Source organism: Streptomyces sp. NPDC033216, assembly GCF_055577115.1.
In genome coordinates, this window is sequence record NZ_JBVIQK010000002.1 from 295,375 (window position 1) to 320,825 (window position 25,451).

Sequence of the window (25,451 nt, forward strand, 5' to 3'; positions counted from 1 at the left end):
TCCAGACGCCACCGGCAATTGGCCAACCTGCCCGCCGGCCTGTGGAAAACCTCGCTGAGCCGGGCGGCGGACACCCCGCCGTCCCGCACCTTCGCCTCGGGCGCACTACGCTCGGTGCTCATGAGCGACAGGCACATCAGTCAGCATTTCGAGACCCTCGCGATCCACGCGGGCAACACCGCCGATCCCCTCACCGGCGCGGTCGTCCCGCCGATCTACCAGGTGTCGACCTACAAGCAGGACGGCGTCGGCGGCCTGCGGGGCGGCTACGAGTACAGCCGTAGCGCCAACCCGACCAGGACCGCGCTGGAGGAGAACCTGGCCGCCCTGGAGGGCGGCGTCCGGGGCCTCGCGTTCGCTTCCGGACTGGCGGCCGAGGACTGCCTGTTGCGTACGCTGCTCAGCCCCGGCGACCACGTGGTCATCCCCAATGACGCGTACGGCGGCACGTTCCGGCTGTTCGCCAGGGTCGTCTCCCGGTGGGGCGTGGAGTGGTCGGTGGCCGACACCAGCGACCCGGCCGCCGTGCGGGCCGCGATCACCCCGAAGACGAAGGCGGTGTGGGTGGAGACCCCCTCCAACCCGCTGCTCGGTATCACCGACATCGCGGCCGTCGCCCAGGTCGCGCGGGACGCCGGCGCCCGGCTGGTCGTCGACAACACGTTCGCCACGCCGTACCTCCAGCAGCCGCTGGCGCTCGGGGCGGACGTCGTCGTGCACTCGCTGACCAAGTACATGGGCGGGCACTCGGACGTCGTCGGCGGTGCGCTGATCGTGGCCGACCGGGCACTGGGTGAGGAGCTGGCCTACCACCAGAACGCGATGGGCGCGGTCGCCGGCCCGTTCGACTCCTGGCTGGTCCTCCGGGGCACGAAGACGCTGTCGGTTCGCATGGACCGGCACAGCGAGAACGCGACCAAGGTCGCCGACATGCTGACCCGGCACGCGCGTGTGACGAACGTCCTGTACCCGGGTCTGCCGGAGCACCCCGGTCACGAGGTCGCCGCCAAGCAGATGCGGGCGTTCGGCGGCATGGTGTCGTTCCAGGTGGCGGGCGGCGAGGAGGCGGCGGTGGAGGTCTGCAACCGCGCCGAGGTGTTCACGCTGGGCGAGTCCCTCGGCGGCGTGGAGTCGCTGATCGAGCACCCCGGGCGCATGACGCACGCGTCCGCGGCCGGTTCGGCCCTGGAGGTACCGGCCGACCTGGTGCGGATCTCGGTCGGCATCGAGAACGTCGACGACCTGCTGGCGGACCTCCAGCAGGCGCTCGGCTAGAGCACGGCCGGCTTCACCAGCCGGTCAAGGGTGGAGTCGTCTCCGACGGCGGCTCCACCCACGGTTCGGCCACCATCGCCCAGACGGCGAACGCGACGGCCGCCGCCCACAGCAGCAGCCACAGCAGGCGCCGGGCGAGGGTGCGGCGGCGCAGCACGCGGATGCCGCGGCGCACGGCGTCCGCGTGCAGCTCGGGCGGCGGCCGGGGCACCGTCCGCTCCATGATCCGCCGCACGGCGGCCTCCCGCTGTGCCCGGTTCACCTCGCCGCCTCGGCCTCGGGGATCGGGGGCGAGGCCGCGCGGGGCGGGTGCAGGACGGTCGCCGTCGCCCGGTCGCAGATCGTGTGGACGCGTTCCGTCGGCAGTCCGAGGAGAGCCGCGACCTGTTCCTCGCCGACGCCCTCGTAGAGCCTGAGGACCAGGATCAGTCGTGCGCGCGGGGTGAGGCCGGCCAGCGGGCCGGTGACGTGCCGGCGGGCCCGGCCCAGGGGGGCGTACTGGTGCCAGGCGGTGGCGGCGGAGCGGATGGCGAGGCGCCGGCGGGCGTGGTCGTAGGGGTCCTCGCCGTGCAGCCGGTCCCAGCACGCGTACGTGTGCGCGAGGGCGTGCGTCAGCAGCCGTCGCGCGCGCGGGTTGTCTTCGTGCGGTTCCGCGGTGAGCAGGGTGGCGGTCTGTGTCAGCCGCCCGCCCGCGCCCGCCACGAACGCCTCGAACTCCTTGGCCCGGCGGATGTCCCGGGCCGCATGCCGTGCTCGCACCGCGCGCCTCCCGCCCGCCGGCGACCGCTGGGAACGGATCCCGGCCGACCGCGGCGAAGGGGGGACCCGGTCTCATATGAGGACAGGGGCGGGCCGTCGGTCAAGAGCCGCGCACGCGCGGGATGCGCCTCCTCGCGTCGGAACGGACCGCCGCGCGCGGGACGTCAGGAAGCCGGTGCGGGCTCCGTGCCGGGGAGGCCGTGGGCGGCCATCCGGTCGGACAGCGCGGTGTTGAAGCGCGTGAGGAGCGCGCAGAACGCCTCGCGCTCCTCAGGGCTCCAGTCGTGGGTCAGTTCGGCCATCAACTGGCGCCTGGAAGAGCGCACTTCGTCCAGCCTGGACAGCCCGCGCGGGGACAGCTGGAGCACCACGGCCCGCCCGTCCTCGGGGTGCGAGGTGCGCTTGACCAGACCGGTGTCGACCAGCGGCGCCACCTGCCGGGTGACGGTCGACGAGTCGATGCCCATGCTCGCGGCGAGCGCCTTGACGCCCATCGGGCCTTCCTTGTCGAGGCGGTTGAGCAGCAGGTACGCGGCGCGGTCCATGGAGTTGCGTACGTGCCCGACCCCGCCGAGCCGGGTCTGTTCGGCACGGCGCGCGAAGACCGCGACCTCGTGCTGCAGCGTGTCGAGAAGACCGGTGTCACCGACGGTCGTCATGTCCATCGACATTTCAGGTGTTGTGGGCATGGCCGGGGGCTCACTTCATGAAAAGGGGTGCTGGGTTGGGGGACAGGGTACGCGGCCCGGAGGCGGGTCGTACCGGCGCTGCGGAAACCGGTCTCGGTGGTTGGTCACAGCGGTCGTCTCCGCCTGTGAACTGCGATGCTGGCGTCATGAGCTATGGCACGGCTGACTCCTTGCGGGCCGTCACTCTCGACGATGTGCGCGGCGCCCAGAAGATGCTTTCGGGGGTGGCGCGGGTGACCGCGATGGAGGGCAGCAGGCACCTGTCCCAGCTCGTGGGGGCACCGGTGCATCTCAAGTGCGAGAACCTCCAGCGGACGGGTTCGTTCAAGCTGCGCGGCGCGTACGTGCGGATCGCCGGGCTGCTGCCGGAGGAGCGGGCGGCCGGGGTCGTCGCGGCGAGTGCGGGCAACCACGCGCAGGGGGTCGCGCTGGCGTCCACCCTGCTGGGCGTGCGGTCCACGGTGTTCATGCCGAAGGGTGCCCCGCTGCCGAAGATCAGTGCGACCCGGGAGTACGGCGCGCAGGTGTGCCTGCACGGGCAGGTGGTCGACGAGACACTGGCGGCGGCGCAGGAGCACGCGGCGCAGACCGGCGCGGTGTTCATCCATCCCTTCGACCACCCGGACGTGATCGCGGGGCAGGGCACGGTGGGCCTGGAGATTCTTGAGCAGTGCCCGGAGGTGCGGACGATCGTCGTCGGGATCGGCGGCGGGGGCCTGGCGGCCGGCGTCGCCGTCGCGGTGAAGGCGCTGCGGCCGGACGTGCGCATCGTGGGTGTGCAGGCGGAGGGCGCGGCGGCGTATCCGCCCTCGCTGGCGGCGGGGCGGCCGGTGTCGTTGCGCAGCCCGGTCACGATGGCGGACGGCATCAAGGTGGGCAGGCCCGGTGATGTGCCGTTCGGGATCGTCGGCGACCTGGTGGACGAGGTGCGCACGGTGTCGGAGGACGCGCTGGCCACAGCGCTGCTGCTGTGTCTGGAACGGGCCAAGCTGCTGGTCGAGCCGGCCGGGGCGAGTCCGGTGGCGGCGCTGCTGAGTGAGCCGGACGCCTTCGAGGGGCCGGTGGTCGCGGTGCTCTCCGGCGGCAATGTCGATCCGCTGCTGATGCAGCGCGTGCTGCGGCACGGCATGTCCGCGCAGGGCCGCTACCTGGCGGTGCGGCTGCGGCTCACGGACCGTCCGGGTGCGCTGGCGACGCTCCTCGGGGTGTTGTCGGTGATGGACGCCAACGTGCTCGACGTGAGTCACGTACGGACCGACCCACGGCTCGGGCTCACGGAGGCGGAGGTGGAGTTGCACCTGGAGACGAAGGGGCCCGTGCACTGCGCCGAGGTCGGCCACGCCCTGCGCGAAGCCGGCTACACGGTCATCGACTGACGGCCGTCCGCTCACCGACTGACGGCTGGGGTGGTGACGACCGACGGTCGGTGCCGGTCGCCGATCGACCGTCGGCGCACGTCGAGCGGGGTGGCTGCCCCTGGCTCACCACGCTCGCTGTCACTCTTTCGGGTAAGTCCATTGAGGGACGCGATACATCGCGTTATGGTGTGTCATCTCGCCGGTGTGCCCGCGTATTTCCGATCGAGCGGGCGGAACGAAACCCGGAAACCTAGGCTTTCCGAAGAATCCCCAACGACGTGGAGAAGCACATGCCAGGCGCCATCTATGCCGAAGGTCTGGTGAAGACCTTCGGCGACGTCAAGGCTCTGGACGGCGTCGACCTCGACGTCCCGGAGGGCACCGTCCTCGGCCTCCTCGGGCCGAACGGCGCGGGCAAGACCACCGCGGTCCGCTGCCTGACCACCCTCCTGCGTCCGGACAGCGGCCGGGCCGTGGTCGCCGGACTCGACGTGCTCAAGAACCCCAACGAGGTCCGGCGCTCCATAGGACTCTCCGGCCAGTTCGCCGCCGTCGACGAGTACCTGACCGGCCGCGAGAACCTCCAGATGGTCGGGCAGCTCTACCAGATGAGGGCGAAGGCCGCGAAGATCCGGGCCGCCGAACTGCTCGACCAGTTCGACCTCGCGGACGCCGCCGACCGCACCGCGAAGACCTACTCCGGCGGCATGCGCCGCCGCCTCGACCTGGCCGCCGCGCTGGTGGTCTCGCCACCCGTGATGTTCATGGACGAGCCGACGACCGGCCTCGACCCGCGCAACCGCCAACTGCTGTGGGAGGTGATCAAGCGCCTCGTCTCCGGCGGCACGACACTGCTGCTGACCACGCAGTACCTGGAGGAAGCCGACCACCTCGCGCACGACATCGCGGTCGTCGACCACGGCCGGGTCATCGCCCGCGGCACCTCCGACCAGCTCAAGGCCCGCACCGGCGGAGAGCGCGTGGAGGTCGTGGTGCACGAGCGCGAGCACATGCCGACCGCGCTCGAGATCCTGGCCGGTTTCGGCAAGGGCGACACCACCGTCGAGGAGCACACCCGCAAGCTCACCGTGCCCGTCACCGGCGGCGCGAAGCTCCTCGCCGAGGTCATCCGCGAGCTGGACCTCCGCGGCATCGAGATCGACGACATCGGCCTGCGCCGCCCCACCCTCGACGACGTCTTCCTGTCCCTCACCGGACACGTCGCCGAGGACGGAACCGAAGGCAACGGCAAGGAGGCCGTGAAATGAGCGCCGTCACCGACGCCGTCCGGGGCGCGGCCCCGGGCAGCCCGCTCGGCCAGAGCGTCCGGGACTCCCTGGTCGTCGCGAGACGCAACCTGATCCGGATGTCCAGGATCCCCGAGATGGTCATCTTCGGGCTGATCCAGCCCATCATGTTCGTGGTGCTGTTCACCTACGTCTTCGGCGGCTCCATGCGGATCGGCGGCAGCACCAGCGCGACCGACTACAAGAACTTCCTCATGGCGGGCATCTTCGCCCAGACCGTCACCTTCGCCACCGCCGGAGCCGGCGCGGGCATCGCCGACGACATGCACAAGGGCCTCATCGACCGCTTCCGCTCCCTGCCCATGGCCCGCGGCGCGGTCCTCACCGGCCGCACCCTCGCCGACCTCGTGCAGACCGCGCTGACCCTCCTCGTCCTCGCCGTCGTCGCGCTCCTGGTCGGCTGGCGGGTCGGTTCCGACGGCAGCACCAACGCCGCACGGGTCCTGGCCGCCTTCGGCCTGCTGCTCCTCCTCGGTTACGCGTTCACCTGGATCGGCGCCCTGATCGGCCTGTCCGTCCGCACCCCCGAGGCGGCCACCTCCGGCGGACTGATCTGGCTCTTCCCGGTCACCTTCATCTCGAACGCGTTCGTGGACACCAGCAACATGACGCCCTGGCTGCGCCATGTCGCCGAATGGAACCCCTTCAGCGCCACCGTCCAGGCCTGCCGCGTCCTGTTCGCCAACCCGGGACAGTCGACCTCCGACGCCTGGCCCATGCAGCACCCGGTCTGGGCCTCGCTGATCTACTCGATACTGATCATCCTCGTCTTCCGCACGCTGGCGGTCCGCAAGTACCGCTCGGCCACCGCATGACCGCGCCACGCCCCGGGGCACGACGAGACCCCCGGCGCCACGGGGCGCCGGGGGTCCGGTCGGGGATGCGGGGACTGGGGACCGGTGGGGTCCGTCAGCCGTTGTAGGGCTCGGCCTTGAGGATGCGCACGGAGGCCTTCTTGCCGTTCGGCAGCTCGTACTCCGCGTCCTCGCCGACCTTCTGGCCGACTACGGCGGAGCCCAGCGGCGACTGCGGCGAGTAGGTCTCGATGTCGGCGCTCGCGTACTCACGCGAGGCCAGCAGGAAGGACAGCGTGTCGTCCTCGTCACCGTCGAAGGCGATCGTGACGACCATGCCGGGCGCCACCGTGCCGTCCGAGGACACCGGGGCAGCGCCGACCTTGGCGTTGTCCAGGAGCTGGGTCAGCTGGCGGATCCGGAGTTCCTGCTTGCCCTGCTCCTCCTTGGCCGCGTGGTACCCGCCGTTCTCACGCAGGTCGCCCTCCTCGCGCGCGGCCGCGATCTTGGCGGCGATCTCGGTGCGCGCAGGACCAGTAAGGTACTCAAGCTCATCCTTGAGCTTGTTGTACGCCTCCTGGGTCAGCCAGGTGACGTTCTCGCTGGTCTGGGTCACAGGGTGCTCCTCGTCGGTACTGGGATAGCAAAGCGTCGCCCTACCCGGAAGCATGTTCCTCCAGGGATGGGCGAAACCACGAGCCTAACAATTCAGCGCGCCAAGGGGGAGGACATAAGCCATGAGAATTGCGTCGAAGCAGGTCAGTGCCTACGCAATCCGGAGTGCGGTCAGTCCGCGTGACAACCGAGCAACTCCGCCGACGTCCCCGGGGACGTCGTACGGAGCGTGACCACCTTGTCGATGCGCGTGTCCGGCCCGGAGAAACGGAAGTCGGCGCGGCCGACCTCGGTGCCGTTCTCGGCCTGTGAACGGACCGTGCAGTAGCCGCTCGCACCGGCGTCCTTGCGGACCTCGAGGTGCACCCGCACCGAGTCGTCCGAGACCTGGAAAGTGATCAGCTCACCGCTGATCTTGTTCTGGCCGACATAGTGGTAGGCGAAATAGCCCATCAACGCGAGCAGCAGCGCGCCCAGCACGACGCCGACGACCTTGAGCGTGCGGTCCGCGCGCTCGTCCGAGGAACGGCCGTAACGGCCCTCGGGCGGTCGCGTGCTCGCGGTACTCATGATCGTCCTCTCGGCAAGGCCCCCGGCCGCTTGGGCGAAGGTCCGAAAGTGGGCCGCCGGGGCAGGTCCACGGAATTATTGGCGCCCCGATTCGGTCACTATAGAAGCCGCCGATCGCACCCCTTCCCACGGGGGCGCCGACCTACTGAGGATTTGAGTCTTGACTGACCAGCTGCGACTGATGGCCGTGCACGCCCACCCCGACGACGAGTCGAGCAAGGGCGCGGCCACCATGGCGAAGTACGTGTCCGAGGGGGTGGACGTGCTGGTCGTGACCTGCACGGGCGGGGAGCGCGGCTCCATCCTCAATCCCAAGCTCCAGGGCGACAAGTACATCGAGGAACACATCCACGAGGTACGCAAGAAGGAGATGGACGAGGCCCGCGAGATTCTCGGGGTCAAGCAGGAGTGGCTCGGCTTCGTCGACAGCGGGCTGCCCGAGGGCGACCCGCTGCCGCCGCTGCCCGAGGGCTGTTTCGCCCTCGAGGACGTCGACAAGGCGGCCGGGGAGCTGGTGAGGCAGATCCGCTCCTTCCGCCCCCAGGTGATCACCACCTACGACGAGAACGGCGGCTACCCGCACCCCGACCACATCATGACCCACAAGATCTCCATGGTGGCCTTCGAGGGCGCGGACGACACCGCGAAGTACCCGGAGAGCGAGTTCGGTCCGGCGTACCGGCCGCTGAAGCTCTACTACAACCAGGGCTTCAACCGTCCGCGCACCGAGGCGCTGCACCAGGCGATGCTCGACCGGGGCCTGGAGTCACCCTACGGGGACTGGCTCAAGCGCTGGAGCGAGTTCGAGAGGGTCGAGCGCACGCTGACCACGCACGTCCCGTGCGCCGACTTCTTCGAGATCCGCGACAAGGCGCTGATCGCGCACGCCACGCAGATCGACCCCGACGGGGGCTGGTTCCGGGTGCCGATGGAACTCCAGAAGGAGGTCTGGCCGACGGAGGAGTACGAGCTGGCGAAGTCGCTCGTCCCTACCTCCCTCCCCGAGGACGACCTCTTTGCGGGCATCCGCGACAATGCCTGACATGAGCGCAAGCGTGAGCCTGGCAATGACGCACCTCGCCCCCCTCGCCAAGGAGGTCGACGAGAACAAGGTCACCCCCGGCGTCCTCGGCTTCATCGTCTTCGCGGCGATGGCGATCGCGGTGTGGGGCCTGATGAAGTCGATGAACCGCCGCATGGGCAAGGTCGACTTCGTGGAGACGCCGGAGGACGCCTCCGGCGAGACCGTCACGGAGAAGACCACGTCCGCCAAGGGCTGAGCCGGCCGCACCACCCGGCCGTCGCCGCCGCTGTCCGCCCCTGCCGGGCGGCGGTGTCGACGGCCCCCGCCGCCGCGAGCCGTCCCGCTCGCCCTCGTGCCCTTCTCACAGGTCTCACCGGCACCTCCACCACCTCCCGCGCATGCCTCTGCCCGTACCAGGCGGAGCGCCACGCCTGCCGGCCCGACTCCACACGCGCCCCGCCCGCTCCGGCAGCAGCGCGTACACCTCGCGGTGCCGGGCCGCCGCGTGCCGCAGGGCGTCCCCCTCCCGCGGCCGGGACGTCGCACGGTCGGACCGCGCTGCGGGTGGTCGCGGGTACGAGGTGCGGACCGTGCCGCGGGTGAGGGCAGGCGGCGCGCAGACCACGGGCCGGGAGACGTCCGACGCGTTTCCGGGCGGGTCCTGCGGCAGGATGGACCTCATGGCGAACCGACTGGCCCATGAGACGTCCCCGTACCTGCTCCAGCACGCCGACAACCCGGTCGACTGGTGGCCCTGGTCGGCCGAGGCGTTCGACGAGGCACGCCGACGGGGGGTGCCGGTGCTGCTCAGCGTCGGCTACTCGAGCTGCCACTGGTGTCACGTCATGGCGCACGAGTCCTTCGACGACGAGGTCACGGCCGACTACCTCAACGAGCACTTCGTCAGCGTCAAGGTCGACCGGGAGGAGCGGCCCGACGTCGACGCCGTGTACATGGAGGCCGTACAGGCCGCCACCGGGCAGGGCGGCTGGCCCATGACCGTCTTCCTCACGCCGGACGCCGAGCCGTTCTACTTCGGCACGTACTTCCCGCCCGTGGCCCGGCAGGGCATGCCGTCCTTCCGGCAGGTGCTGGAGGGTGTGCGGCAGGCCTGGGGGGAGCGGCGGGACGAGGTCGCCGAGGTCGCCGGGAAGATCGTGCGCGACCTCGCCGGGCGCGAGATCTCCTACGGCGACAGCCTGGCGCCGGGCGAGCAGCAGCTGGCGCAGGCGCTGCTGGGGCTGACCCGGGAGTACGACCCGCAGCGCGGCGGGTTCGGCGGGGCGCCGAAGTTCCCGCCGTCCATGGTGATCGAGTTCCTGCTGCGCCACCACGCCCGCACCGGGGCCGACGGCGCACTCCAGATGGCGCGGGACACCTGCGAGCGGATGGCCCGCGGCGGGATCTACGACCAGCTCGGCGGCGGTTTCGCGCGCTACTCCGTCGACCGCGACTGGACCGTGCCGCACTTCGAGAAGATGCTGTACGACAACGCGCTGCTGTGCCGGGTGTACGCCCACCTGTGGCGGTCCACCGGCTCCGAGCAGGCCCGGCGGGTCGCGCTGGAGACCGCCGACTTCATGGTGCGGGAACTGGGCACCGCCGAGGGCGGGTTCGCCTCCGCGCTGGACGCCGACAGCGACGACGGCACCGGCCGGCACGTCGAGGGGGCGTACTACGTCTGGACGCCCGAGCAGCTCACCGAGGTCCTCGGCGCCGAGGACGCGGCCCTCGCCGCCGCCTACTTCGGGGTGACCGAGGAGGGCACCTTCGAGGAGGGCGCGTCCGTCCTCCAGCTTCCGCAGCAGGAGACCGTGTTCGACGCCGAGAAGATCGCGTCGGTGAAGGAGCGGCTGCTGGCCGCGCGGGCGGAGCGGCCCGCGCCCGGCCGGGACGACAAGGTCGTCGCCGCCTGGAACGGCCTCGCCGTCGCCGCGCTCGCCGAGACCGGCGCCTACTTCGACCGGCCGGACCTGGTGGAGGCGGCCGTCGCCGCGGCCGACCTCCTGGTCCGGCTGCACCTCGACGACCAGGCGCGGCTCACCCGGACCAGCAAGGACGGCAAGGCCGGCGCCAACGCGGGCGTCCTGGAGGACTACGCCGACGTCGCCGAGGGCTTTCTCGCGCTGGCCGGGGTGACGGGCGAGGGCGTGTGGCTGGACTTCGCCGGGTTCCTGCTCGACCACGTGCTCGCACGGTTCACCGACCCCGAGTCCGGGTCGCTGTTCGACACCGCGTCGGACGCCGAGCGGCTCATCCGGCGCCCGCAGGACCCGACCGACAACGCGGTGCCCTCCGGGTGGTCGGCGGCCGCCGGGGCGCTGCTGTCGTATGCCGCGCACACCGGTTCGCAGGCGCACCGCTCCGCCGCGGAGAAGGCGTTGGGCGTCGTGAAGGCGCTCGGGCCGCGGGTGCCGCGGTTCATCGGGTGGGGGCTGGCCGCCGCCGAGGCGCTGCTCGACGGACCGCGTGAGGTGGCCGTCGTCGGGCCGTCGCTCGACGATCCCGCCACGCGCGAGTTGCAACGCGCGGCGCTGCTGGCGACCGCGCCGGGAGCGGTGGTCGCCTGCGGGACGCCGGATAGCGAGGAGTTTCCGCTGCTCGCCGACCGGGTGCTGGTGGGTGGGGCGCCGACGGCGTACGTCTGCCGGGGATTCGTGTGCGATCTGCCGGTGACGGAGGTGGACGCGCTGCGGGCGAAGGTCACTCCGTGAGGTGAGGGGCGGGGGGGGGGGGGGGGGGGTGGGGGGGGGGGGGGGGGGGGGGGGGGGGGTGGGGGGGGGGGGGGGGGGGGGGGGGGGGGGGGGGGGGGGGGGGGGGGTGTTTGTTGAGGGGTGGGCCTTTTCTTTTTCTCCCTCCCCCTCCCCCCCCCCCCCCCCCCCCCCCCCCCCCCCCCCCCCCCGCCCGGTCTTCGGCGTGGCCGGTCGTCACTGCGCTCAGAAGTCGAACGGCTTGGCGCTGTTCCAGTTGGTGACGGCGAGGTCGGGGCCCGAGGTGACGCTGCCCTTCAGCTTCTGCGTCACCAGGTTCCCGGAGTCCGACTCGGTGTCGCCGGTGTCCATGGAGATGCGGACCAGGTCCCAGGAGTCGCCGCCCTGCTTCGTCGGGTCGAGGACGATCGCCGAGTAGGCCTTCTTGCCGCTGCCCAGGACGATCCGCTCGGCGGCGGTGTCGTCGCCGGAGTGCGGGACGTTGCCGTTCATCCCGCCCGGCGTGACGATCGGGATGCCCTTGAGGACGCACGCGGGGCCCGCGGTGGTGGCCGTGATCAGCAGATGCGCGGACTCGGTGCCCTGCTGCCGTTCCTGGAACGTGAAGTCCAGGTCGTTTGCCTTGCACATGGCGGTCGTGGCGGTCGTGCCGGCGCCTTCCGACTCCTTGCCGGCGTTCGTGCCGGCGGAGCCACCGGAGCCGGAGACCTTCTGGTCGCTGGTCGTCGCGGCGTTCGCGTCGTGCGCGGCACCCGCGTCGCCGGAGGCGGCACCGGTCGAACCGGACGAGGAGCCCTCGGTGGACGCGGCGCTCGAGGAGGTGCCGGTCGTCCGGGTGCCCGAGGCGGCGCCGTCGGCGGAGTCGCCGTCGCACGCGGTCAGCGCGAGCGACAGGGCCGCGGTGGCGGCGAGGGCGAGGACGGTGTTCTTGCGGAGTGCGATACGCATGATGGTGATTTCCCCGTGGTGGCGGGCTGCTCCCGCTCTGTGGCGGGCTGCCCGTGGAGTGGCTTGTGCGGTCTGGAGACCACATTGCCCTTCGGGGTCGCCGTTTCGTCGCCCTCGCGCTATCGCCCCGTCGCCGTTCCGTCGCCGTACCCTTCGAGCTGGGCGTTCGCCTCTCGTACGCCCTTGTCGAAGCCGCGCGCCGCGGCCTCGTCGCGGGCCTGGAGAAGGGCGGCTCGGGCCCGCTCCGGTTCACCGAGCGCGGACAGCGCGGTGCCCCGTGCGATGCGCAGGGTGATCTGCCGCAGCACGGCCAGGCCCTCACCGCCGGCGCCGGTCAGGGACAGCCCGCGTTCCGCGCAGGCGAGGACGCCCTGGTGGTCGTCGCGGGCGAGGAGCTGGCCGGCCCGCTGCTCCAGGGCGAGCAGCTCGGTGAGGATGTCGCCCTCGGCGCGGGCGAGGTCGAGCGCGCGCTCGACGTGGCCGAGGGAGGCGTCGCCCACCCCGCTGCGGTCGAGGGCGATGGCGAGGTTCACCAGGGCGGTTGCCTCGCTGCACGGGTCGCCCGCGCGGGCCGCGAGACCGGGCGCCAGCTCCAGGTGGGTCAGTGCCTCCGGCAGGCGTCCCTCCTCGGTGAGCACCCAGCCGTACAGGGCCCGCACCTTGGACTCGGCGTCCGGATCGCCGACCGCGACGGCGGCGGCCAGGCCCTGTTCGAGCAGCGGCGCCCATTCGTCGCGGACGTAACCGCAGATGTACGGCCACTGGAGCACCACCAGCCGCCACGCCCGATCGTCGAGTCCGGCGGTCCGTGCGGCGGCGGTGGCGGCGGCGAGGTTCTCGCGCTGGGCGGCGTACCAGGCGAACGCGTCGGCACGGCCGGTGAAACGGGGGGTGCCGTGGTCGGGGCGCGGGTCGTCCGGGAGTGCGCAGCAGGGGCGGTCGTCGGGCTCGGCGGCGGCCGCGGCGGCGAGTGCGGCGCGCACGTAGTGGTCGAGGAGGCGGGGGAGCAGGTCGGGGTCCGCGCCGTCCTGCCGGGCCTCTTCGGCGAGCCGGCGCGCGTAGAGGCGTACGAGGTCGTGCATCGCGTAGCGGCCGGGGGCGCGCTCGGTGAGCAGGTGGGCGTCGGCGAGCCGGGCCAGGGACTCGGCCGCGGCGGCGGGCGTGGTGGCGGCGATCGCGGCCGCCGCGTACCGGTCCACCTCCGGGCCGGGCAGCGCGCCGAGCCCGCTGAACAGGTCGGTCGCATGCGGGGGCAGGGTGTGCAGGGTGAGGCGGAGAGCGGCGGCGACTCCGGTGTCGTCGACCTCCAGGAGGGCCAGCCTGCGCTGTTCGTCGGCGAGTTCGGCGGCCAGGTCGGCGATCGGCAGTCCGGGCCGGGCGGCGAGCCGGGCCGCCGTGACGCGCAGGGCGAGCGGCAGGCCCGCGCAGAGGGCGGCGAGGCGGGCGGCGGCCTGGGGTTCGGCGGCGAGCCGGGCGGCGGTGTCGGCGCCGGTCGCGGCGGCGAGCAGGGCGGCGGAGGCGTGGGGGCCGAGGACGTCGAGGCCGACGGTGCGGGCCAGGTCGCTGACGGCGAGTCCGTCGAGGCGCAGGCGCGAGGTGACGAGGGCGGCGCAGTCGGGACCGGCCGGCAGCAGGGGCCGGACGTGGGAGGTGGCCGGGGCGTTGTCGAGGACGACGAGGACGCGGCGCTGCTCGGTGAGGGTGCGGTAACGGGCGGTGAGCGCGCCGGGGGTCTCGGGCAGGTCGCGCGGGGGGACGCCGAGGGCGATGAGGAACTCGCGCAGGACGTCCCCGGTCTCCGGCGGAGCGCTCTCACCGCTGAAGCCGCGCAGGTCGGCGAAGAGGACACCGTCGTAGCGGGCGGCGTTGCGGTGGGCCCAGTGCAGCGCCAGGGAGGTCTTGCCGACGCCCGCTGGGCCGGTGATGACGACCACGGCTTCGGGGTGGGCGGTGGCCCGGGTGAGCGCGTCGAGTTCGTCGGCCCGGCCGGTGAAGCCGCGCGGGGGACGTGGGAGCAGATCGGGGGCGGTGCCGTGGGCCCGTGCGGAAGGCGTGGTGGCGTCGACCGGCGGCCGAGTGGCTTCCGGCGTCTCCGGCGGGCCGGCGGTCGCGGAGGCCGGCGTGGGCCGGGTCTGCCCGCCGTCACCGGTCAGGATCTCCGTGTACGCCTCCCGCAGTGCCCGGCCGGGATCCACGCCCAGTTCGTCGGCGAGCAGGGTGCGGGTGCGGTGGTAGTGGTCGAGGGCGTCGGACTGACGGCCCGCCCGGTACAGCGCGCGCATCAGGGCGGCGGCCAGGGACTCCCGCATCGGGTGCGCCTCCGACTCCGCGTGCAGGACCGCCGCCGCCTTCGGATGGTCGCCGGTCTCCCCGTAGCGCAGGGCGAGTTGCTCCACGGCGGAGAGGCGGGCCTCCTCCAGTCCGTGCGCGGCCACCCGCAGCGGGCCGTTCGTGGCGACCCCGACGAGTGCGGGACCACGCCACAGCGACAGAGCCTCACGCAGCATCGCGGCGGCGTCCGACGCGTCGCGCTGGTCGCGGGCCAGCCGGACGAGTTCCTCGAAGCGGTGCGCGTCCAGCAGCGACTCCGGCATCTCCAGCACGTAGGCGTGGCCGCGCGTCAGCAGGTGTACGCCGTAGTCCTCGGCCCCTCCCTGCGCGAGCAGGGCACGCAGCCGTGAGATGTGGCCCTGGGCGACGGTACGGGCACGTGCGGGCGGGTCCTCCGGCCAGACCGCGTCGATCAGCTGCACCAGCGGTACGGCGGTGTTGGGGCGCAGCAGCAGTGCCGCGAGCAGGCTGCGCCGTTTGGTCGGGCCGAGCGGCAGCTCGCCGCTCCCGGTGGCCACCGCGACTGTTCCGAGCAGCCGGAACTCCACGAACGCGCTCCTCTTCCCCCCGTGCAGTGAACGGTTCAGGATACGTGCCGGGTGCAGGCGTCAGGGAACCAGTGCGCCGTGATGCGTTGGTCGGTGCCGTAGGTCCAGTGCGTACTGGCCACCGAGGTGATCCGCGGGCGGTCGCCCCTGTGAACAGGTACGGCGGCTGGTAGAGGGACACCCGCTGGTCGAAGGAGCCGTCGCCCGGGTTGTCGCCGACGCTCAGGACCCGGCCCACTCCTCCGACCCCAACCAGCGCTACGTCGACCTGCCGATGACGGTCGACGGTGACACCGTCGACCTCAGCCTCACCAGCAACCCCGACCTGGCCCCGCCCGGCTGGTACATGCTGTCGGTCGTCGACGCGGACGGCGTGCCGTCGGTGTCGAAGTGGGTGCGGATCGGAGCGGCCGGCCAGGTCGCGGCGCCCCGGGTGCAGGACTTCGCGGAGGACCTCCGGGCCGCCCCCGCGAGCGGGACGGACACCGCGGTACCGGAGAGCACCGACCACCGTGACCACCGGAACCACCTGGGCCACGAAGGCGTCGAGATGCCCGCCGGCTCCGACGGCTGCGACCACTCCTACGGCACCATCAGCCATTGCGTGCCATGGACCTTCCCGAAGAAGGTGCCCACCGTCGCCGAACGCTGCGACTGGCTCAGGGAGAAGGGCTACGGCACCGGGCTGAGGGTCTCCGGCGGCGACCGCCACGGCCTGGACCGTGACAGGGACGGCATCGCTTGCGCGAAAGGTGGCGTGAGGAAGAAGCGCTAACCCGCGAATTCCCGAAGGGCGCGTTCCACGATGCCCTCCAGCTGCTCGTGGTGCGCGCCCTTCCAGTAGGCCCGTCCGCAGTCCGCACACCGCGCGAACACGTCGTACGACTTCCTCGTGCCGCCCCGCAACTGGTCGGCGACCTCTTCCTTGGTGGCCTCGCGCAGCAGCCCGTTGCACGCGGTGCAGCGTGTCCAGGGGCGCAGCTCGGGGGCGAACCGGCCGAGGGTGTCGCGGAGTTGCTCCTCGGGGCTGGTGCTGTAGACGAAGGCGCCGGCCCACAGCTCACGTCGGCGCAGCAGGCCGCGGTCGCGGCTCAGCATGACCCGCCGCTCGGCCGCCGAACGGGCCGCGAGCGCCGGGTCGCCGATGTCGGCCGACTCGTACGCCGTGTCCACGCCGAGCAGCCGCAGCCGGCGGGCGAGCGTGCCGAGGTGGACGTCGAGGAGGAAGCGCAGGGGGGCGCCCGGCACCCGCTGGGGGCGGGCGACGGGGCGTACGCTCACCGACTCGCCGTCGGCCGGGACGTGCGAGACCGGCACCTCGCGGCCGTCGACGTGCAGGGTGCCGACCTCGGTGAGGGGCACCCCGAGGGACTCGACGACATGGCCGAGGGTCGAGACGCCGTCGACGGCGAGGGCGGTGGCGCCGGTGCGACGGGCGGGCGGAACGAACAGGGCCAGCTCGGGAGCGACTTCGACGCGGATCTCGGGTGCGTTCACCTGGTCAGGATGGCACGGGGACCCGACGTCACCTCAGGGGTTTTCCTTACGGAGGCGGTGTTCCAGGACGTCCGGCGCACGGGCTACGAGGGCGGCGAGACCGCACGATCTCCTCCTGTCGACCACGTGACCGTCCCGGCGCACGAAGAAGGGCCACGGCTCGGCTGCCGTGGCCCCTGGGGGAAGAGGTCGGGATCTACCCGTGCCGGTACGCCACCAGTGAGATGCCGACGTAGTGCGCGATGAACGCGGCCAGCGTGAGGGAGTGGAACACCTCGTGGAAGCCGAACCAGCGCGGTGACGGGTTGGGACGCTTGATGCCGTAGATCACGCCGCCCGCGCTGTAGAGGAGGCCGCCGACGACCACCAGCACCAGCACGGCGACGCCGCCGGCGCGCATGAAGTCGGGCAGGAAGAAGACGGCCGCCCAGCCCATCGCGATGTAGCAGGGTGTGTAGAGCCAGCGCGGGGCGCCGACCCAGAACACGCGGAAGACGATCCCCGCCGCGGCGGCCGCCCAGATGCCCCAGAGCAGTGCCTCGCCCTTGCCGCCGGGCAGGAGCAGCATCGTCAGCGGCGTGTAGGTGCCCGCGATGATCAGGAAGATGTTGGCGTGATCCAGGCGGCGCAGGACGCCGTCCGCGCGGGGACTCCAGTTGCCCCGGTGGTACAGCGCGCTCACGCCGAACAGCAGGCAGGCGGTCAGGGCGAAGATGCCGCAGGCGACGCGCCCACGCGTGGACTCGGCGAGGGCGGTGAGCACGAGGCCTGCGACCAGGGCTGCCGGGAACATGCCGAGATGCAGCCAGCCGCGCAGCCTGGGTTTGACGGGATGCGGCAGGGAGAGCGCGACGGGACCGCGGCCGGCGGCCGGCGTGTCCGTAGGCGCGTCGGGGGCGGACGCAGTCATGCGGCCCATCGTACCTACGGGACCGTAAGTTACCGGTCGGTCGGACGAGATGGGGGTCGCGAATGGTCATCGTCTCACGCGCCCGGCGGACGTGGCAGGGGTGGCCGAGGGGCACGTGGCGAGCCTCACGCCGCTCATCTGTGACGCCCTCTGGACAGATGCACCCATGCGTCGGATGATCAAATGAGTGCGGTCGGCACCGGATGAGCGCTCAGCAGCTCGCTGCGAAGCATCCGGGCCGCGGCCCCCACGGGGCAGACAAGGACAAAATCCCTCACCTAGGAGCGATCGTGGCGCGCGACATCGCGGCTCCCCCCGTCATCCCCACCCAGCACCAGGAACTGATCTCGTGGGTCAACGAGATCGCCGAACTGACCCAGCCGGACAACGTGGTCTGGTGTGACGGATCCGAGGCCGAGTACCGGCGGCTGTGCGAGGAGCTGGTCGCCAAGGGAACCTTCAGGAAACTCGACCCGGTCAAGCGCCCCGACTCCTACTACGCGGCATCCGACCCGACCGATGTCGCCCGGGTCGAGGACCGCACCTTCATCTGCTCCGAGAAGGAGGAGGACGCGGGCCCGACCAACCACTGGAAGGCCCCCGCCGAGATGCGGGAGATCTTCCAGGGCGAGAAGGGCGTCTTCCGCGGCTCGATGAGGGGCCGGACGATGTACGTCGTCCCGTTCTGCATGGGCCCCCTGGGCTCGGACCTGTCCGCGATCGGCGTCGAGATCACCGACTCCGCCTACGTCGCCGTGTCCATGCGCACCATGACCCGCATGGGGCAGCCCGTCCTCGACGAACTCGGCTCCGACGGCTTCTTCGTGCGTGCCGTGCACACGCTCGGGGCGCCGCTGGCCGAGGGCGAGGACGACGTGCCGTGGCCGTGCAACACCACCAAGTACATCTCGCACTTCCCCGAGACCCGCGAGATCTGGTCCTACGGCTCCGGCTACGGCGGCAACGCCCTGCTCGGCAAGAAGTGCTACGCCCTGCGCATCGCCTCCGTCATGGCCCGCGACGAGGGCTGGCTCGCCGAGCACATGCTGATCCTCAAGCTCACGCCCCCGCAGGGCGAGTCGAAGTACGTCGCCGCCGCCTTCCCGAGCGCCTGCGGCAAGACGAACCTCGCCATGCTGGAGCCGACCACCCGCGGCTGGACCGTCGAGACCATCGGCGACGACATCGCGTGGATGCGGTTCGGCGAGGACGGCCGCCTGTACGCCATCAACCCCGAGGCCGGCTTCTTCGGCGTCGCGCCCGGCACCGGTGAGCACACCAACGCCAACGCGATGAAGACGCTGTGGGGCAACGCGGTCTTCACCAACGTCGCCCTCACCGACGACGGCGACGTCTGGTGGGAGGGCATGACCGAGGAGCCGCCCGCCCACCTCACGGACTGGAAGGGCAACGACTGGACACCGGAGTCGCAGACCCCGGCCGCCCACCCCAACGCCCGCTTCACCGTCCCCGCCTCGCAGTGCCCGATCATCGCGCCCGAGTGGGAGGACCCCAAGGGCGTGCCGATCTCGGCGATCCTCTTCGGCGGCCGGCGCGCCACCGCCGTACCGCTGGTGACCGAGTCCTTCGACTGGAACCACGGCGTCTTCCTCGGCGCCAACGTGGCGTCCGAGAAGACCGCCGCCGCCGAGGGCAAGGTCGGCGAGCTGCGCCGCGACCCCTTCGCCATGCTGCCGTTCTGCGGCTACAACATGGGCGACTACATGGGCCACTGGGTCGACGTCGCCAAGGACAAGGACCCGGCGAAGCTGCCCAAGATCTACTACGTCAACTGGTTCCGCAAGGACGACGACGGCACGTTCGTCTGGCCCGGGTTCGGCGAGAACTCCCGCGTCCTGAAGTGGATCGTCGAGCGGCTGGACGGCAAGGCCGAAGGTGTCGAGACCCCGATCGGCATCCTGCCGGCTCCGGGCGCCCTCGACACCGAGGGCCTCGACCTCGCGGAGAAGGACCTCGACCTCCTCCTCACCGTCGACAAGGAGATCTGGCGCGAGGAGGCCGCCCTCATCCCCGAGCACCTCGACACCTTCGGCGACCACACGCCCGAGGAGCTGTGGGACGAGTACCGCGCTCTGGTGCAGCGCCTGGGCTGACCAGCCCCCCAAAGCGCCGCGGCCGGTTCCGATCGTGCCCTGACCAGCAACATCGTCACGGCCGGCCGCGGTGACAGCACCACAGACCGGCGAGGCCCCGCACAACGGCGTGGGGGGCCCGGGCCTGTCGTCGCCCACCCGTCAGCCCCGACGGAACGGGCGGCGGCAGGCCTTCGCCATGGTGTGCTCCTTCTCCTGGCGCGGCCCACGGCCCGGTCGGGGCGCCGACCGCCCGTCGCGGGCCGAGGCTCCGCAACGGTCCGGCGGTCCGCCGTCGCCGGCCCGGCCCTCAGCGCGCGCCGGTCCCGGCCGTGCCGTGGCGGCGGAGGCCGGCGGTCTCCACGGCCCGGGGGCCGAACGGGACGTCGCCGTAGATGGACGGTTCCGGCGCGTGTGGCGGGCCTTGCACGGCTCGGAGTGCGCCTCGACGGTGCCGCTGCGCGGATCGACGAGCAGGTGGGGAGCCGGTATCGGAGCGGACGGGTCGGACCCGGCGCTCCAGGCTCTTTCGAGCCGTAGCCGCTCGGCCTGTGCGCCGACTCTTCGGCGAGCGCACGCGTCTTCGCCTGCTCCATGCCCATGCGGCCGGAGCGCCGAGACCGTGGCGCCCGGTCCGCGCGTCGCTTCGGGTGCACGCGGACCGGGGCCGTGTGGGGGACCCGGTGGGGTCAGGCGGTGACGGCCAGGGTGTCGGTCGCCAGGGCCGCGGTGTGGGCGTCCATGCGTTCCGCCGCGAGGATCGCCGCCGCCGTGTCGGCACGGGACGCCGCGACGACCAGGGCGCGTCCCGCGAGGGTGTGGGCCCGTCGGTGCAGGGCCGCGGAGCGGGTCGTGCCGGGGGTCGTGGTGCGGGCCGGCGGCCCGCCTCCCCGGAGCCGGGCGACCTGTTGCGCGAGCCGTTCGGCCGCGGTGTCCAGGTCGGCGGACGGGGTCTGGGCACGCAGGTCGTCGGTGACGGCGAGCAGCGCCGCGAGATGGCCCGCGAGCTGGATGTCCAGCTCCTCCTCGCGCGTCCGGTGGGGGAAGTCGGAGGTGCCGGCCATCGTGCTGTGGACCGACTTGGTGCGGATCGGTTCATACATGAGATGGCCTCCCGTGTGCTGACAGGAAACCATCCTAGCTTGGAATTCGTCTAAAGTTGAGTCGATCTCAGGATCGGGTCCGGACGCACGCGGAGCGTGACGTCAGGGTTGGCCGTAGCCGTCCAGGAAGCGTCCGATCCGCCCGACCGCGTCCCGCAGGTCCGTCACCGTGGGCAGCGTGACCACCCGGAAGTGGTCGGGTTCCGGCCAGTTGAAGCCGGTGCCCTGGACGACCATGATCTTCTCCTGGCGCAGCAGGTCGAGAACCATCCGGCGGTCGTCCTTGATCTTGAAGACCGTCGGGTCCAGGCGCGGGAAGAGATACAGCGCCCCCTTCGGGCGGACGCACGTCACGCCCGGGATCCGCGTCAGCAGCTCGTACGCCGTGTCCATCTGCTCCTTGAGCCGCCCGCCCGGCAGCACCAGCTCGTTGATCGTCTGCCGCCCGCTGAGCGCGGCCACGACCCCGTGCTGACCCGGCATGTTCGCGCACAGGCGCATGTTCGCCAGGATCGTCAGACCCTCGATGTAGGAGTCGGCGTGGGCGCGCGGCCCCGAGATCGACATCCAGCCGACCCGGTATCCGGCCACCCGGTACGCCTTCGACATGCCGTTGAAGGTGAGGGTGAGCAGGTCCGGCGCGACCCTGGCGGTCGGGGTGTGCGTGGCACCGTCGTAGAGGATCTTGTCGTAGATCTCGTCCGAACAGACCAGCAGGTTGTGCCGGCGGGCGATGTCGGTCAGACCCCGCACCATCGCCTCGTCGTACACCGCGCCCGTCGGGTTGTTCGGGTTGATGATGACGATGGCCTTGGTGCGGTCGGTGACCTTGCGCTCGACGTCCGCGAGGTCCGGCATCCAGTCGGACTGCTCGTCGCAGCGGTAGTGGACGGCGGTGCCGCCGGAGAGGGACACGGCGGCGGTCCACAGGGGGTAGTCGGGCGCCGGGACGAGGACCTCGTCGCCGTCGTCCAGCAGGCCCTGCATCGCCATCACGATCAGCTCGGAGACGCCGTTGCCGATGAAGACGTGTTCGACGTCCGTCTCGATGCCCAGCGTCTGGTTGTGCATGACCACGGCGCGGCGCGCGGCCAGCAGGCCCTTGGCGTCGCCGTAACCGTGGGCCGAGGAGACGTTGCGGAGGATGTCCTCCAGGATCTCCGGCGGGCAGTCGAAGCCGAACGCGGCCGGATTGCCGGTGTTCAGCTTGAGGATGCGGTGTCCCGCCGCCTCCAGGCGCATCGCCTCTTCGAGAACCGGGCCCCGGATCTCGTAACAGACGTTGCTGAGCTTGGTCGACTGGATCACCTGCATGAAGGGAGCTTACGGCCCGGTAACGCCCCTCGGGGCGTGTTTTCCGCCACGTGAGACGCCGGGTTTGCGGCGATATCGCCGTTCGCTGTCCTGCGGGGCCCCGCATCCCTACAATCCCCGGCCATGCCCAGGCCAGGTGAGAGCGCGAACCCCCCGGTTCAGCCGAACGTGTACCTCCCGTACGCCGAGACCGACCCGCCGCCGTACGAGGCGTACCGGGATCCGGCCGCGGCGCACGGGTGGGAGAGCGCCTACGACGAGACCGGCGAGCTGCCCCGTGCGGCGCTGGCGCCGGGCCCGCAGGGGTACGACCCACAGGTGCCCGGCGGACGCGCGGACCGGCGGCGGGCCGATCGTGGGCGTCGTCGCGCCGTCGCCGCCGTCGGCGCGGTGGGCGTCGTGACCGTGGCCGCGCTGGTCGCGGGCTTCGCCTTCTCCGGCTCGCCGGACGAGCCGGAGAAGGGGCGTCCGGAGGGCACCCGGTCGGCGGCGGAGACGGCCGGGGCCGGCGAACCGGAGGCCCCGTCCCTGCCTCCGGAGACGGATGCCGGGCCGAACACCGGGTCGGGTGCCGGGTCGGCGACCGGACCGGCCGCCGGGAGCGGGGCGTCCCCCGTCGGCGAGGAAGGCACTCCTTCGTCGGGTGCCACGGCCTCCAAGGCGCCGGAGGTGTCCCCTTCGGCCGGTCCCGGCACGAGTTCCGTGCCGACGGACGCCGCCTCCACCCCCGTCGCCGACTCCGGCAGAGGGAACGCCAAAGGGCGGGGCAAGGGGCGGCGGTAGGGCGCCGGAGAGCGTCGGGCCGCGCTGAAGCGACGTGGCCCCCCGGCACGACCGTCCAGCGGCCCACCGTCGGCCGGCTGCCCGCCCGCCCGGTCGCGCCCGCGGCTGAAAAGTGATCCTTGTCCTCCCCCTCCCGTGCACTAACAATGCGCATGACAAAGGCGCGCGTGATCCATGGCGCGTGACACAGCAGCGGCGACCGGAAGATCTCCGGTCGCCTTGTCGTCGGAGGGGACCCCCACATGAGAAAGCCTCTCGTCGCCGCGCTCATCGCCCTGGCCATCGCCGGGGCCGGCGCGGCACCCGCGGTCGCGGCGCCCGTGCACCCCGTGAACCCTGTGAACCCTGTGAACCCTGTGAACCCGGTGCACAAGGCACTGTCGGTCGCGGACGCGGCGGGGACGAAGGCGGCCGCGTCGCCGGCCCTCCGGGCCGTCACCCTGGCCGGGACCGTCGCGCTGAGCAACTGTTCCGGCTCCCTGGTCCGCTTCCCGAACTCGCTCGACACCGACCCGGCACTGGTCCTCACCAACGGCCACTGCCTGGAGACCGGATTCCCGGCGCCGGGTCAGGTCATCGTCAACCGGACCTCCAGCCGCACCTTCGGGCTGCTCAACTCCGCCGGCACCCGGGTGGCGACCCTGCGGGCCAGCAAGATCGCCTACTCGACGATGACCGACACGGACGCCACCGTCTACCAGCTCACCAGCACCTACGCGACGATCCGCGGCTCGTACGGCATCAGCGCGCTCACCGTGCAGGACACGCACCCCACCGCCGGCACCGCGATCACCGTCGCTTCCGGCTACTGGAAGCGGCTCTACAGCTGCAACATCGACGGGTTCGTGTACCGCATCAAGGAGGGCGACTGGACCTGGAAGGACTCGGTCCGCTACACCTCCGCCTGCCAGACCATCGGCGGCACCTCGGGCTCGCCGGTGATCGACCAGTCCACCGGCAAGGTCGTCGCCGTCAACAACACCGGCAACGAGGACGGCGAGTCCTGCACGGTGAACAACCCCTGCGAGGTCGACGCGAGCGGCAACGTCACCGTCCGTCAGGGCATCAACTACGCCCAGCAGACCTACCAGTTCCCCGCCTGCTTCACGACCCGCAACCAGCTGAACCTGAGCGCGGCCGGGTGCGCCCTGCCCAAGCCGTAGGAGACGCGCGGGGGCGGTCCGTCACCCGGACACGGGGGTGCGACGGACCGCCCGCCCGGCCAGGACGTCCGTCCGCCGGCCGTCCTCGATGACGAACCGGCCGTCGATCAGCACGTACGGGATGCCGGTGGGCGGCGTGCGCGGCGCGTCGTAGGTGGAGCCCGCCGCCACCGTCCGCGGGTCGAACAGGACCAGGTCCGCCCGGTGGCCCTCGCGGACCAGACCCCGGTCCGGCAGCCGCAGGCGGGCCGCCGGACGGCCGGTGAGGCGGGCGACGCACTCCTCCAGCGACAGCACGCCCAACTCCCGCACGTACCGCCCGAGATACTGCGGGAAGGTGCCGTACGCGCGAGGGTGGGGCTTGGTGCCCTGGAGGATGCCGTCCGAGCCGCCGGTGTGGACGCGGTGGCGCATGATGGCGCGGACGTTCTCCTCGTGGCCGACGTGCTGGAGGATCGCCGTGGCGAGCCGGTCCTCGACCAGCAGCCGGCGGGCCGTCGTCCAGGGTGCCTCGCCGCGCAGCGCCGCCGACTCCCGGACCGTGCGGCCGACGTACTCACCGAGTGCGGCACCGCCGACACCCGAGATCTCGATGGTGTCCCAGTCGACCGGCACGCCGTGGCAGCCGTCCGAGCCCACCGTCTCCAGGTCGTGGCGGATCCGCTCGGCGGTCCCGTCGTCCGTCAGCCGGCGCAGGATCTCCGGCGGACCGCCCTCGCTCGCCCAGCTCGGCAGCAGCGCCGCGAGGGTGGTGCAGCCGGCGGTGTAGGGATACGTGTCGAGGGTGATGTCGGCTCCGTCGGCCAGCGCGTCGTCCAGCAGGGCCAGCAGTTCGGGCGCCCGGCCCTCGTTCACCCCGAAGTTCATGGTGGCGTGGGCGAGGTGGAGCGGGCAGCCGGCTTGCCGGGCCAGCTGGACCATCTCCGCGTACGCCTCCAGGGCCCCGGCGCCGTAGGAACGGTGGTGCGGGCAGTAGTAGCCGCCGTACGAGGCCACCACCCGGCCCAGCTCGGTGAGTTCGGTGTTCTCGGCGTACATGCCGGGCGTGTAGGTCAGCCCGGAGGACATGCCGACCGCGCCCTGTTCCAGGCCCTCGGCGACCAGGCGCCGCATCCGGTCCAGCTCGCGGGGGGTCGCCTCGCGGTCGTCCCAGCCGACGGCGAGCGCGCGGACGGTGCCCTGGGGGACGAGATAGGCGGCGTTGACGGCGATGCCACGGTCCAGCCGGTCGAGGTACTCGCCCACCGACCGCCAGTCGAAGTCGATGTCGTCGCCGGGACCGTTCCAGCCGGCGATGGCCCGGCGCACCCCGTCGAGCGTGCGGTCGTCGACCGGCGCGTACGACAGGCCGTCCTGGCCCAGTACTTCCAGGGTCACGCCCTGCGCGGCCTTCGCGCTGTGGTCGGGGTCGCGCAGCAGGGCGAGATCGCTGTGGGCGTGCATGTCGATGAAGCCGGGGGAGAGGACCAGTCCCTCGGCGTCCAGTTCGCGGACCGCCTTCGGACGCTGGCAGCCCGCGGCCGCCGCCTCCCTGACGATGGAGACGATCCTGCCGCCGTCGACCACCACGTCGGCGCGGTAGGAGTCCGCGCCCGTGCCGTCGACGACGTCCGCGTCCCGGATGACCAGAGCTTCCATGACCGAACCTCCCTCACGAAC

The 25,451-nt window shown here is 72.1% G+C and carries 23 protein-coding genes; 11 read left to right on the plus strand and 12 right to left on the minus strand.

Annotated features, from left to right (window positions below; translation table 11 throughout):
* Window positions 1-120: 120 nt before the first annotated feature.
* Window positions 121-1,275: a cystathionine gamma-synthase gene (locus ACZ5Y0_RS04805; RefSeq protein ID WP_469127172.1), complete on the plus strand. Its 1,155-nt coding sequence runs from the start codon at window positions 121-123 to the stop codon at window positions 1,273-1,275.
* A 13-nt stretch (window positions 1,276-1,288) separates the two neighbouring features.
* Here ACZ5Y0_RS04805 and ACZ5Y0_RS04810 read toward each other — a convergent pair whose 3' ends face one another.
* The 3 genes from ACZ5Y0_RS04810 to ACZ5Y0_RS04820 form a co-directional block, all read right to left on the minus strand.
* Window positions 1,289-1,537, minus strand: a complete 249-nt coding sequence (locus tag ACZ5Y0_RS04810) for a hypothetical protein (RefSeq protein WP_469127173.1) — start codon at window positions 1,535-1,537, stop codon at window positions 1,289-1,291.
* Complete coding sequence (locus tag ACZ5Y0_RS04815; RefSeq protein WP_469127174.1) at window positions 1,534-2,034, minus strand: sigma factor-like helix-turn-helix DNA-binding protein; 501 nt, start codon at window positions 2,032-2,034, stop codon at window positions 1,534-1,536. Before ACZ5Y0_RS04815 ends, ACZ5Y0_RS04810 begins: the two co-directional genes overlap by 4 nt.
* A gap of 164 nt (window positions 2,035-2,198) precedes the next feature.
* Complete coding sequence (locus ACZ5Y0_RS04820) at window positions 2,199-2,705, minus strand: MarR family winged helix-turn-helix transcriptional regulator (RefSeq protein WP_469127175.1); 507 nt, start codon at window positions 2,703-2,705, stop codon at window positions 2,199-2,201.
* Window positions 2,706-2,869: 164 nt separating this feature from the next.
* Here ACZ5Y0_RS04820 and ilvA point away from each other — a divergent pair, with 164 nt between their 5' ends.
* From ilvA to ACZ5Y0_RS04835, 3 genes are all read left to right on the plus strand, one after another.
* A complete protein-coding gene (gene ilvA / locus ACZ5Y0_RS04825; protein WP_469127176.1) occupies window positions 2,870-4,099 on the plus strand; it encodes a threonine ammonia-lyase in 1,230 nt (409 codons plus the stop codon).
* Between the two features lie 272 nt (window positions 4,100-4,371).
* Window positions 4,372-5,349, plus strand: a complete 978-nt coding sequence (locus tag ACZ5Y0_RS04830; RefSeq protein ID WP_469127177.1) for an ATP-binding cassette domain-containing protein — start codon at window positions 4,372-4,374, stop codon at window positions 5,347-5,349.
* The gene (locus ACZ5Y0_RS04835) at window positions 5,346-6,203 is read left to right on the plus strand and encodes an ABC transporter permease (RefSeq protein WP_469127178.1); all 858 of its coding nucleotides are present in this window, start codon (window positions 5,346-5,348) and stop codon (window positions 6,201-6,203) included. Before ACZ5Y0_RS04830 ends, ACZ5Y0_RS04835 begins: the two co-directional genes overlap by 4 nt.
* Before the next feature lie 94 nt (window positions 6,204-6,297).
* On the opposite strand, the gene greA is transcribed toward ACZ5Y0_RS04835, so the two are convergent.
* Window positions 6,298-6,798 (minus strand): transcription elongation factor GreA, encoded by a 501-nt coding sequence (gene greA / locus ACZ5Y0_RS04840; protein WP_469127179.1) that lies wholly within the window; start codon window positions 6,796-6,798, stop codon window positions 6,298-6,300.
* 170 nt (window positions 6,799-6,968) lie between these two features.
* Complete coding sequence (locus ACZ5Y0_RS04845) at window positions 6,969-7,367, minus strand: DUF4307 domain-containing protein (protein ID WP_469127180.1); 399 nt, start codon at window positions 7,365-7,367, stop codon at window positions 6,969-6,971.
* Between the two features lie 181 nt (window positions 7,368-7,548).
* On the opposite strand from ACZ5Y0_RS04845, the gene mca reads away from it, so the two are divergent.
* From mca to ACZ5Y0_RS04860, 3 genes are all read left to right on the plus strand, one after another.
* Window positions 7,549-8,409, plus strand: a complete 861-nt coding sequence (mca, locus tag ACZ5Y0_RS04850) for a mycothiol conjugate amidase Mca (protein ID WP_469127508.1) — start codon at window positions 7,549-7,551, stop codon at window positions 8,407-8,409.
* Entirely contained in the window at window positions 8,402-8,647 is a 246-nt protein-coding gene (locus tag ACZ5Y0_RS04855) for a hypothetical protein (protein ID WP_469127181.1), read from the plus strand. The genes mca and ACZ5Y0_RS04855 overlap by 8 nt, the downstream gene beginning before the upstream one ends.
* A 424-nt stretch (window positions 8,648-9,071) precedes the next feature.
* On the plus strand, window positions 9,072-11,105 hold the full coding sequence (locus tag ACZ5Y0_RS04860) for a thioredoxin domain-containing protein (RefSeq protein WP_469127182.1): 2,034 nt from the start codon (window positions 9,072-9,074) through the stop codon (window positions 11,103-11,105).
* A 222-nt stretch (window positions 11,106-11,327) separates the two neighbouring features.
* Here ACZ5Y0_RS04860 and ACZ5Y0_RS04865 read toward each other — a convergent pair whose 3' ends face one another.
* Window positions 11,328-12,050, minus strand: coding sequence for a DUF4232 domain-containing protein (locus ACZ5Y0_RS04865; protein WP_469127183.1), 723 nt, complete (start codon window positions 12,048-12,050; stop codon window positions 11,328-11,330).
* A 119-nt stretch (window positions 12,051-12,169) separates the two neighbouring features.
* Window positions 12,170-14,929 (minus strand): AfsR/SARP family transcriptional regulator, encoded by a 2,760-nt coding sequence (locus ACZ5Y0_RS04870; RefSeq protein ID WP_469127184.1) that lies wholly within the window; start codon window positions 14,927-14,929, stop codon window positions 12,170-12,172.
* A gap of 274 nt (window positions 14,930-15,203) precedes the next feature.
* On the opposite strand from ACZ5Y0_RS04870, the gene ACZ5Y0_RS04875 reads away from it, so the two are divergent.
* On the plus strand, window positions 15,204-15,704 hold the full coding sequence (locus ACZ5Y0_RS04875; protein ID WP_469127185.1) for a galactose oxidase-like domain-containing protein: 501 nt from the start codon (window positions 15,204-15,206) through the stop codon (window positions 15,702-15,704).
* Here ACZ5Y0_RS04875 and ACZ5Y0_RS04880 read toward each other — a convergent pair.
* Together ACZ5Y0_RS04880 and trhA are read right to left on the minus strand one after the other, a co-directional pair.
* Window positions 15,701-16,426: a Mut7-C RNAse domain-containing protein gene (locus ACZ5Y0_RS04880; protein WP_469127186.1), complete on the minus strand. Its 726-nt coding sequence runs from the start codon at window positions 16,424-16,426 to the stop codon at window positions 15,701-15,703. The genes ACZ5Y0_RS04875 and ACZ5Y0_RS04880 overlap by 4 nt on opposite strands.
* 196 nt (window positions 16,427-16,622) lie before the next feature.
* Complete coding sequence (gene trhA / locus ACZ5Y0_RS04885) at window positions 16,623-17,336, minus strand: PAQR family membrane homeostasis protein TrhA (RefSeq protein WP_469127187.1); 714 nt, start codon at window positions 17,334-17,336, stop codon at window positions 16,623-16,625.
* 290 nt (window positions 17,337-17,626) lie between these two features.
* On the opposite strand from trhA, the gene ACZ5Y0_RS04890 reads away from it, so the two are divergent.
* A complete protein-coding gene (locus ACZ5Y0_RS04890; protein ID WP_469127188.1) occupies window positions 17,627-19,450 on the plus strand; it encodes a phosphoenolpyruvate carboxykinase (GTP) in 1,824 nt (607 codons plus the stop codon).
* A gap of 668 nt (window positions 19,451-20,118) precedes the next feature.
* Here the strand turns inward: ACZ5Y0_RS04890 and ACZ5Y0_RS04895 are convergent.
* Both ACZ5Y0_RS04895 and ACZ5Y0_RS04900 read right to left on the minus strand, forming a co-directional pair.
* Window positions 20,119-20,532, minus strand: coding sequence for an SCO4983 family protein (locus ACZ5Y0_RS04895; RefSeq protein ID WP_469127189.1), 414 nt, complete (start codon window positions 20,530-20,532; stop codon window positions 20,119-20,121).
* A 102-nt stretch (window positions 20,533-20,634) separates the two neighbouring features.
* Window positions 20,635-21,846 carry a pyridoxal phosphate-dependent aminotransferase gene (locus ACZ5Y0_RS04900; protein WP_469127190.1) on the minus strand — a complete coding sequence of 404 codons (1,212 nt, stop codon included), beginning with the start codon at window positions 21,844-21,846 and terminating at the stop codon, window positions 20,635-20,637.
* Window positions 21,847-21,969: 123 nt separating this feature from the next.
* Between ACZ5Y0_RS04900 and ACZ5Y0_RS04905 the strand changes: the two genes are divergently transcribed.
* Together ACZ5Y0_RS04905 and ACZ5Y0_RS04910 are read left to right on the plus strand one after the other, a co-directional pair.
* Window positions 21,970-22,629: a hypothetical protein gene (locus ACZ5Y0_RS04905; RefSeq protein ID WP_469127191.1), complete on the plus strand. Its 660-nt coding sequence runs from the start codon at window positions 21,970-21,972 to the stop codon at window positions 22,627-22,629.
* A gap of 242 nt (window positions 22,630-22,871) precedes the next feature.
* Entirely contained in the window at window positions 22,872-23,792 is a 921-nt protein-coding gene (locus ACZ5Y0_RS04910) for a trypsin-like serine peptidase (protein WP_469127192.1), read from the plus strand.
* A gap of 21 nt (window positions 23,793-23,813) precedes the next feature.
* On the opposite strand, the gene ACZ5Y0_RS04915 is transcribed toward ACZ5Y0_RS04910, so the two are convergent.
* Window positions 23,814-25,430 carry an N-acyl-D-amino-acid deacylase family protein gene (locus ACZ5Y0_RS04915; protein WP_469127193.1) on the minus strand — a complete coding sequence of 539 codons (1,617 nt, stop codon included), beginning with the start codon at window positions 25,428-25,430 and terminating at the stop codon, window positions 23,814-23,816.
* Window positions 25,431-25,451: the final 21 nt, after the last annotated feature.

What these genes read in the sequence shown, in the direction of transcription:
- ACZ5Y0_RS04820 (WP_469127175.1), bottom strand. Translation starts at nt 2,705, where the DNA reads ATGTCGATGGACATGACGACCGTCGGTGACACCGGTCTTCTCGACACG.
- ACZ5Y0_RS04915 (WP_469127193.1), bottom strand. Translation starts at nt 25,430, where the DNA reads ATGGAAGCTCTGGTCATCCGGGACGCGGACGTCGTCGACGGCACGGGC.
- mca (WP_469127508.1), top strand. Translation starts at nt 7,549, where the DNA reads ATGGCCGTGCACGCCCACCCCGACGACGAGTCGAGCAAGGGCGCGGCC.
- ACZ5Y0_RS04835 (WP_469127178.1), top strand. Translation starts at nt 5,346, where the DNA reads ATGAGCGCCGTCACCGACGCCGTCCGGGGCGCGGCCCCGGGCAGCCCG.
- ilvA (WP_469127176.1), top strand. Translation starts at nt 2,870, where the DNA reads ATGAGCTATGGCACGGCTGACTCCTTGCGGGCCGTCACTCTCGACGAT.
- ACZ5Y0_RS04905 (WP_469127191.1), top strand. Translation starts at nt 21,970, where the DNA reads ATGCCCAGGCCAGGTGAGAGCGCGAACCCCCCGGTTCAGCCGAACGTG.
- ACZ5Y0_RS04855 (WP_469127181.1), top strand. Translation starts at nt 8,402, where the DNA reads ATGCCTGACATGAGCGCAAGCGTGAGCCTGGCAATGACGCACCTCGCC.
- ACZ5Y0_RS04860 (WP_469127182.1), top strand. Translation starts at nt 9,072, where the DNA reads ATGGCGAACCGACTGGCCCATGAGACGTCCCCGTACCTGCTCCAGCAC.
- ACZ5Y0_RS04900 (WP_469127190.1), bottom strand. Translation starts at nt 21,846, where the DNA reads ATGCAGGTGATCCAGTCGACCAAGCTCAGCAACGTCTGTTACGAGATC.
- ACZ5Y0_RS04805 (WP_469127172.1), top strand. Translation starts at nt 121, where the DNA reads ATGAGCGACAGGCACATCAGTCAGCATTTCGAGACCCTCGCGATCCAC.
- ACZ5Y0_RS04830 (WP_469127177.1), top strand. Translation starts at nt 4,372, where the DNA reads ATGCCAGGCGCCATCTATGCCGAAGGTCTGGTGAAGACCTTCGGCGAC.
- trhA (WP_469127187.1), bottom strand. Translation starts at nt 17,336, where the DNA reads ATGACTGCGTCCGCCCCCGACGCGCCTACGGACACGCCGGCCGCCGGC.
- ACZ5Y0_RS04865 (WP_469127183.1), bottom strand. Translation starts at nt 12,050, where the DNA reads ATGCGTATCGCACTCCGCAAGAACACCGTCCTCGCCCTCGCCGCCACC.
- ACZ5Y0_RS04845 (WP_469127180.1), bottom strand. Translation starts at nt 7,367, where the DNA reads ATGAGTACCGCGAGCACGCGACCGCCCGAGGGCCGTTACGGCCGTTCC.
- ACZ5Y0_RS04875 (WP_469127185.1), top strand. Translation starts at nt 15,204, where the DNA reads ATGACGGTCGACGGTGACACCGTCGACCTCAGCCTCACCAGCAACCCC.
- ACZ5Y0_RS04895 (WP_469127189.1), bottom strand. Translation starts at nt 20,532, where the DNA reads ATGTATGAACCGATCCGCACCAAGTCGGTCCACAGCACGATGGCCGGC.
- ACZ5Y0_RS04910 (WP_469127192.1), top strand. Translation starts at nt 22,872, where the DNA reads ATGAGAAAGCCTCTCGTCGCCGCGCTCATCGCCCTGGCCATCGCCGGG.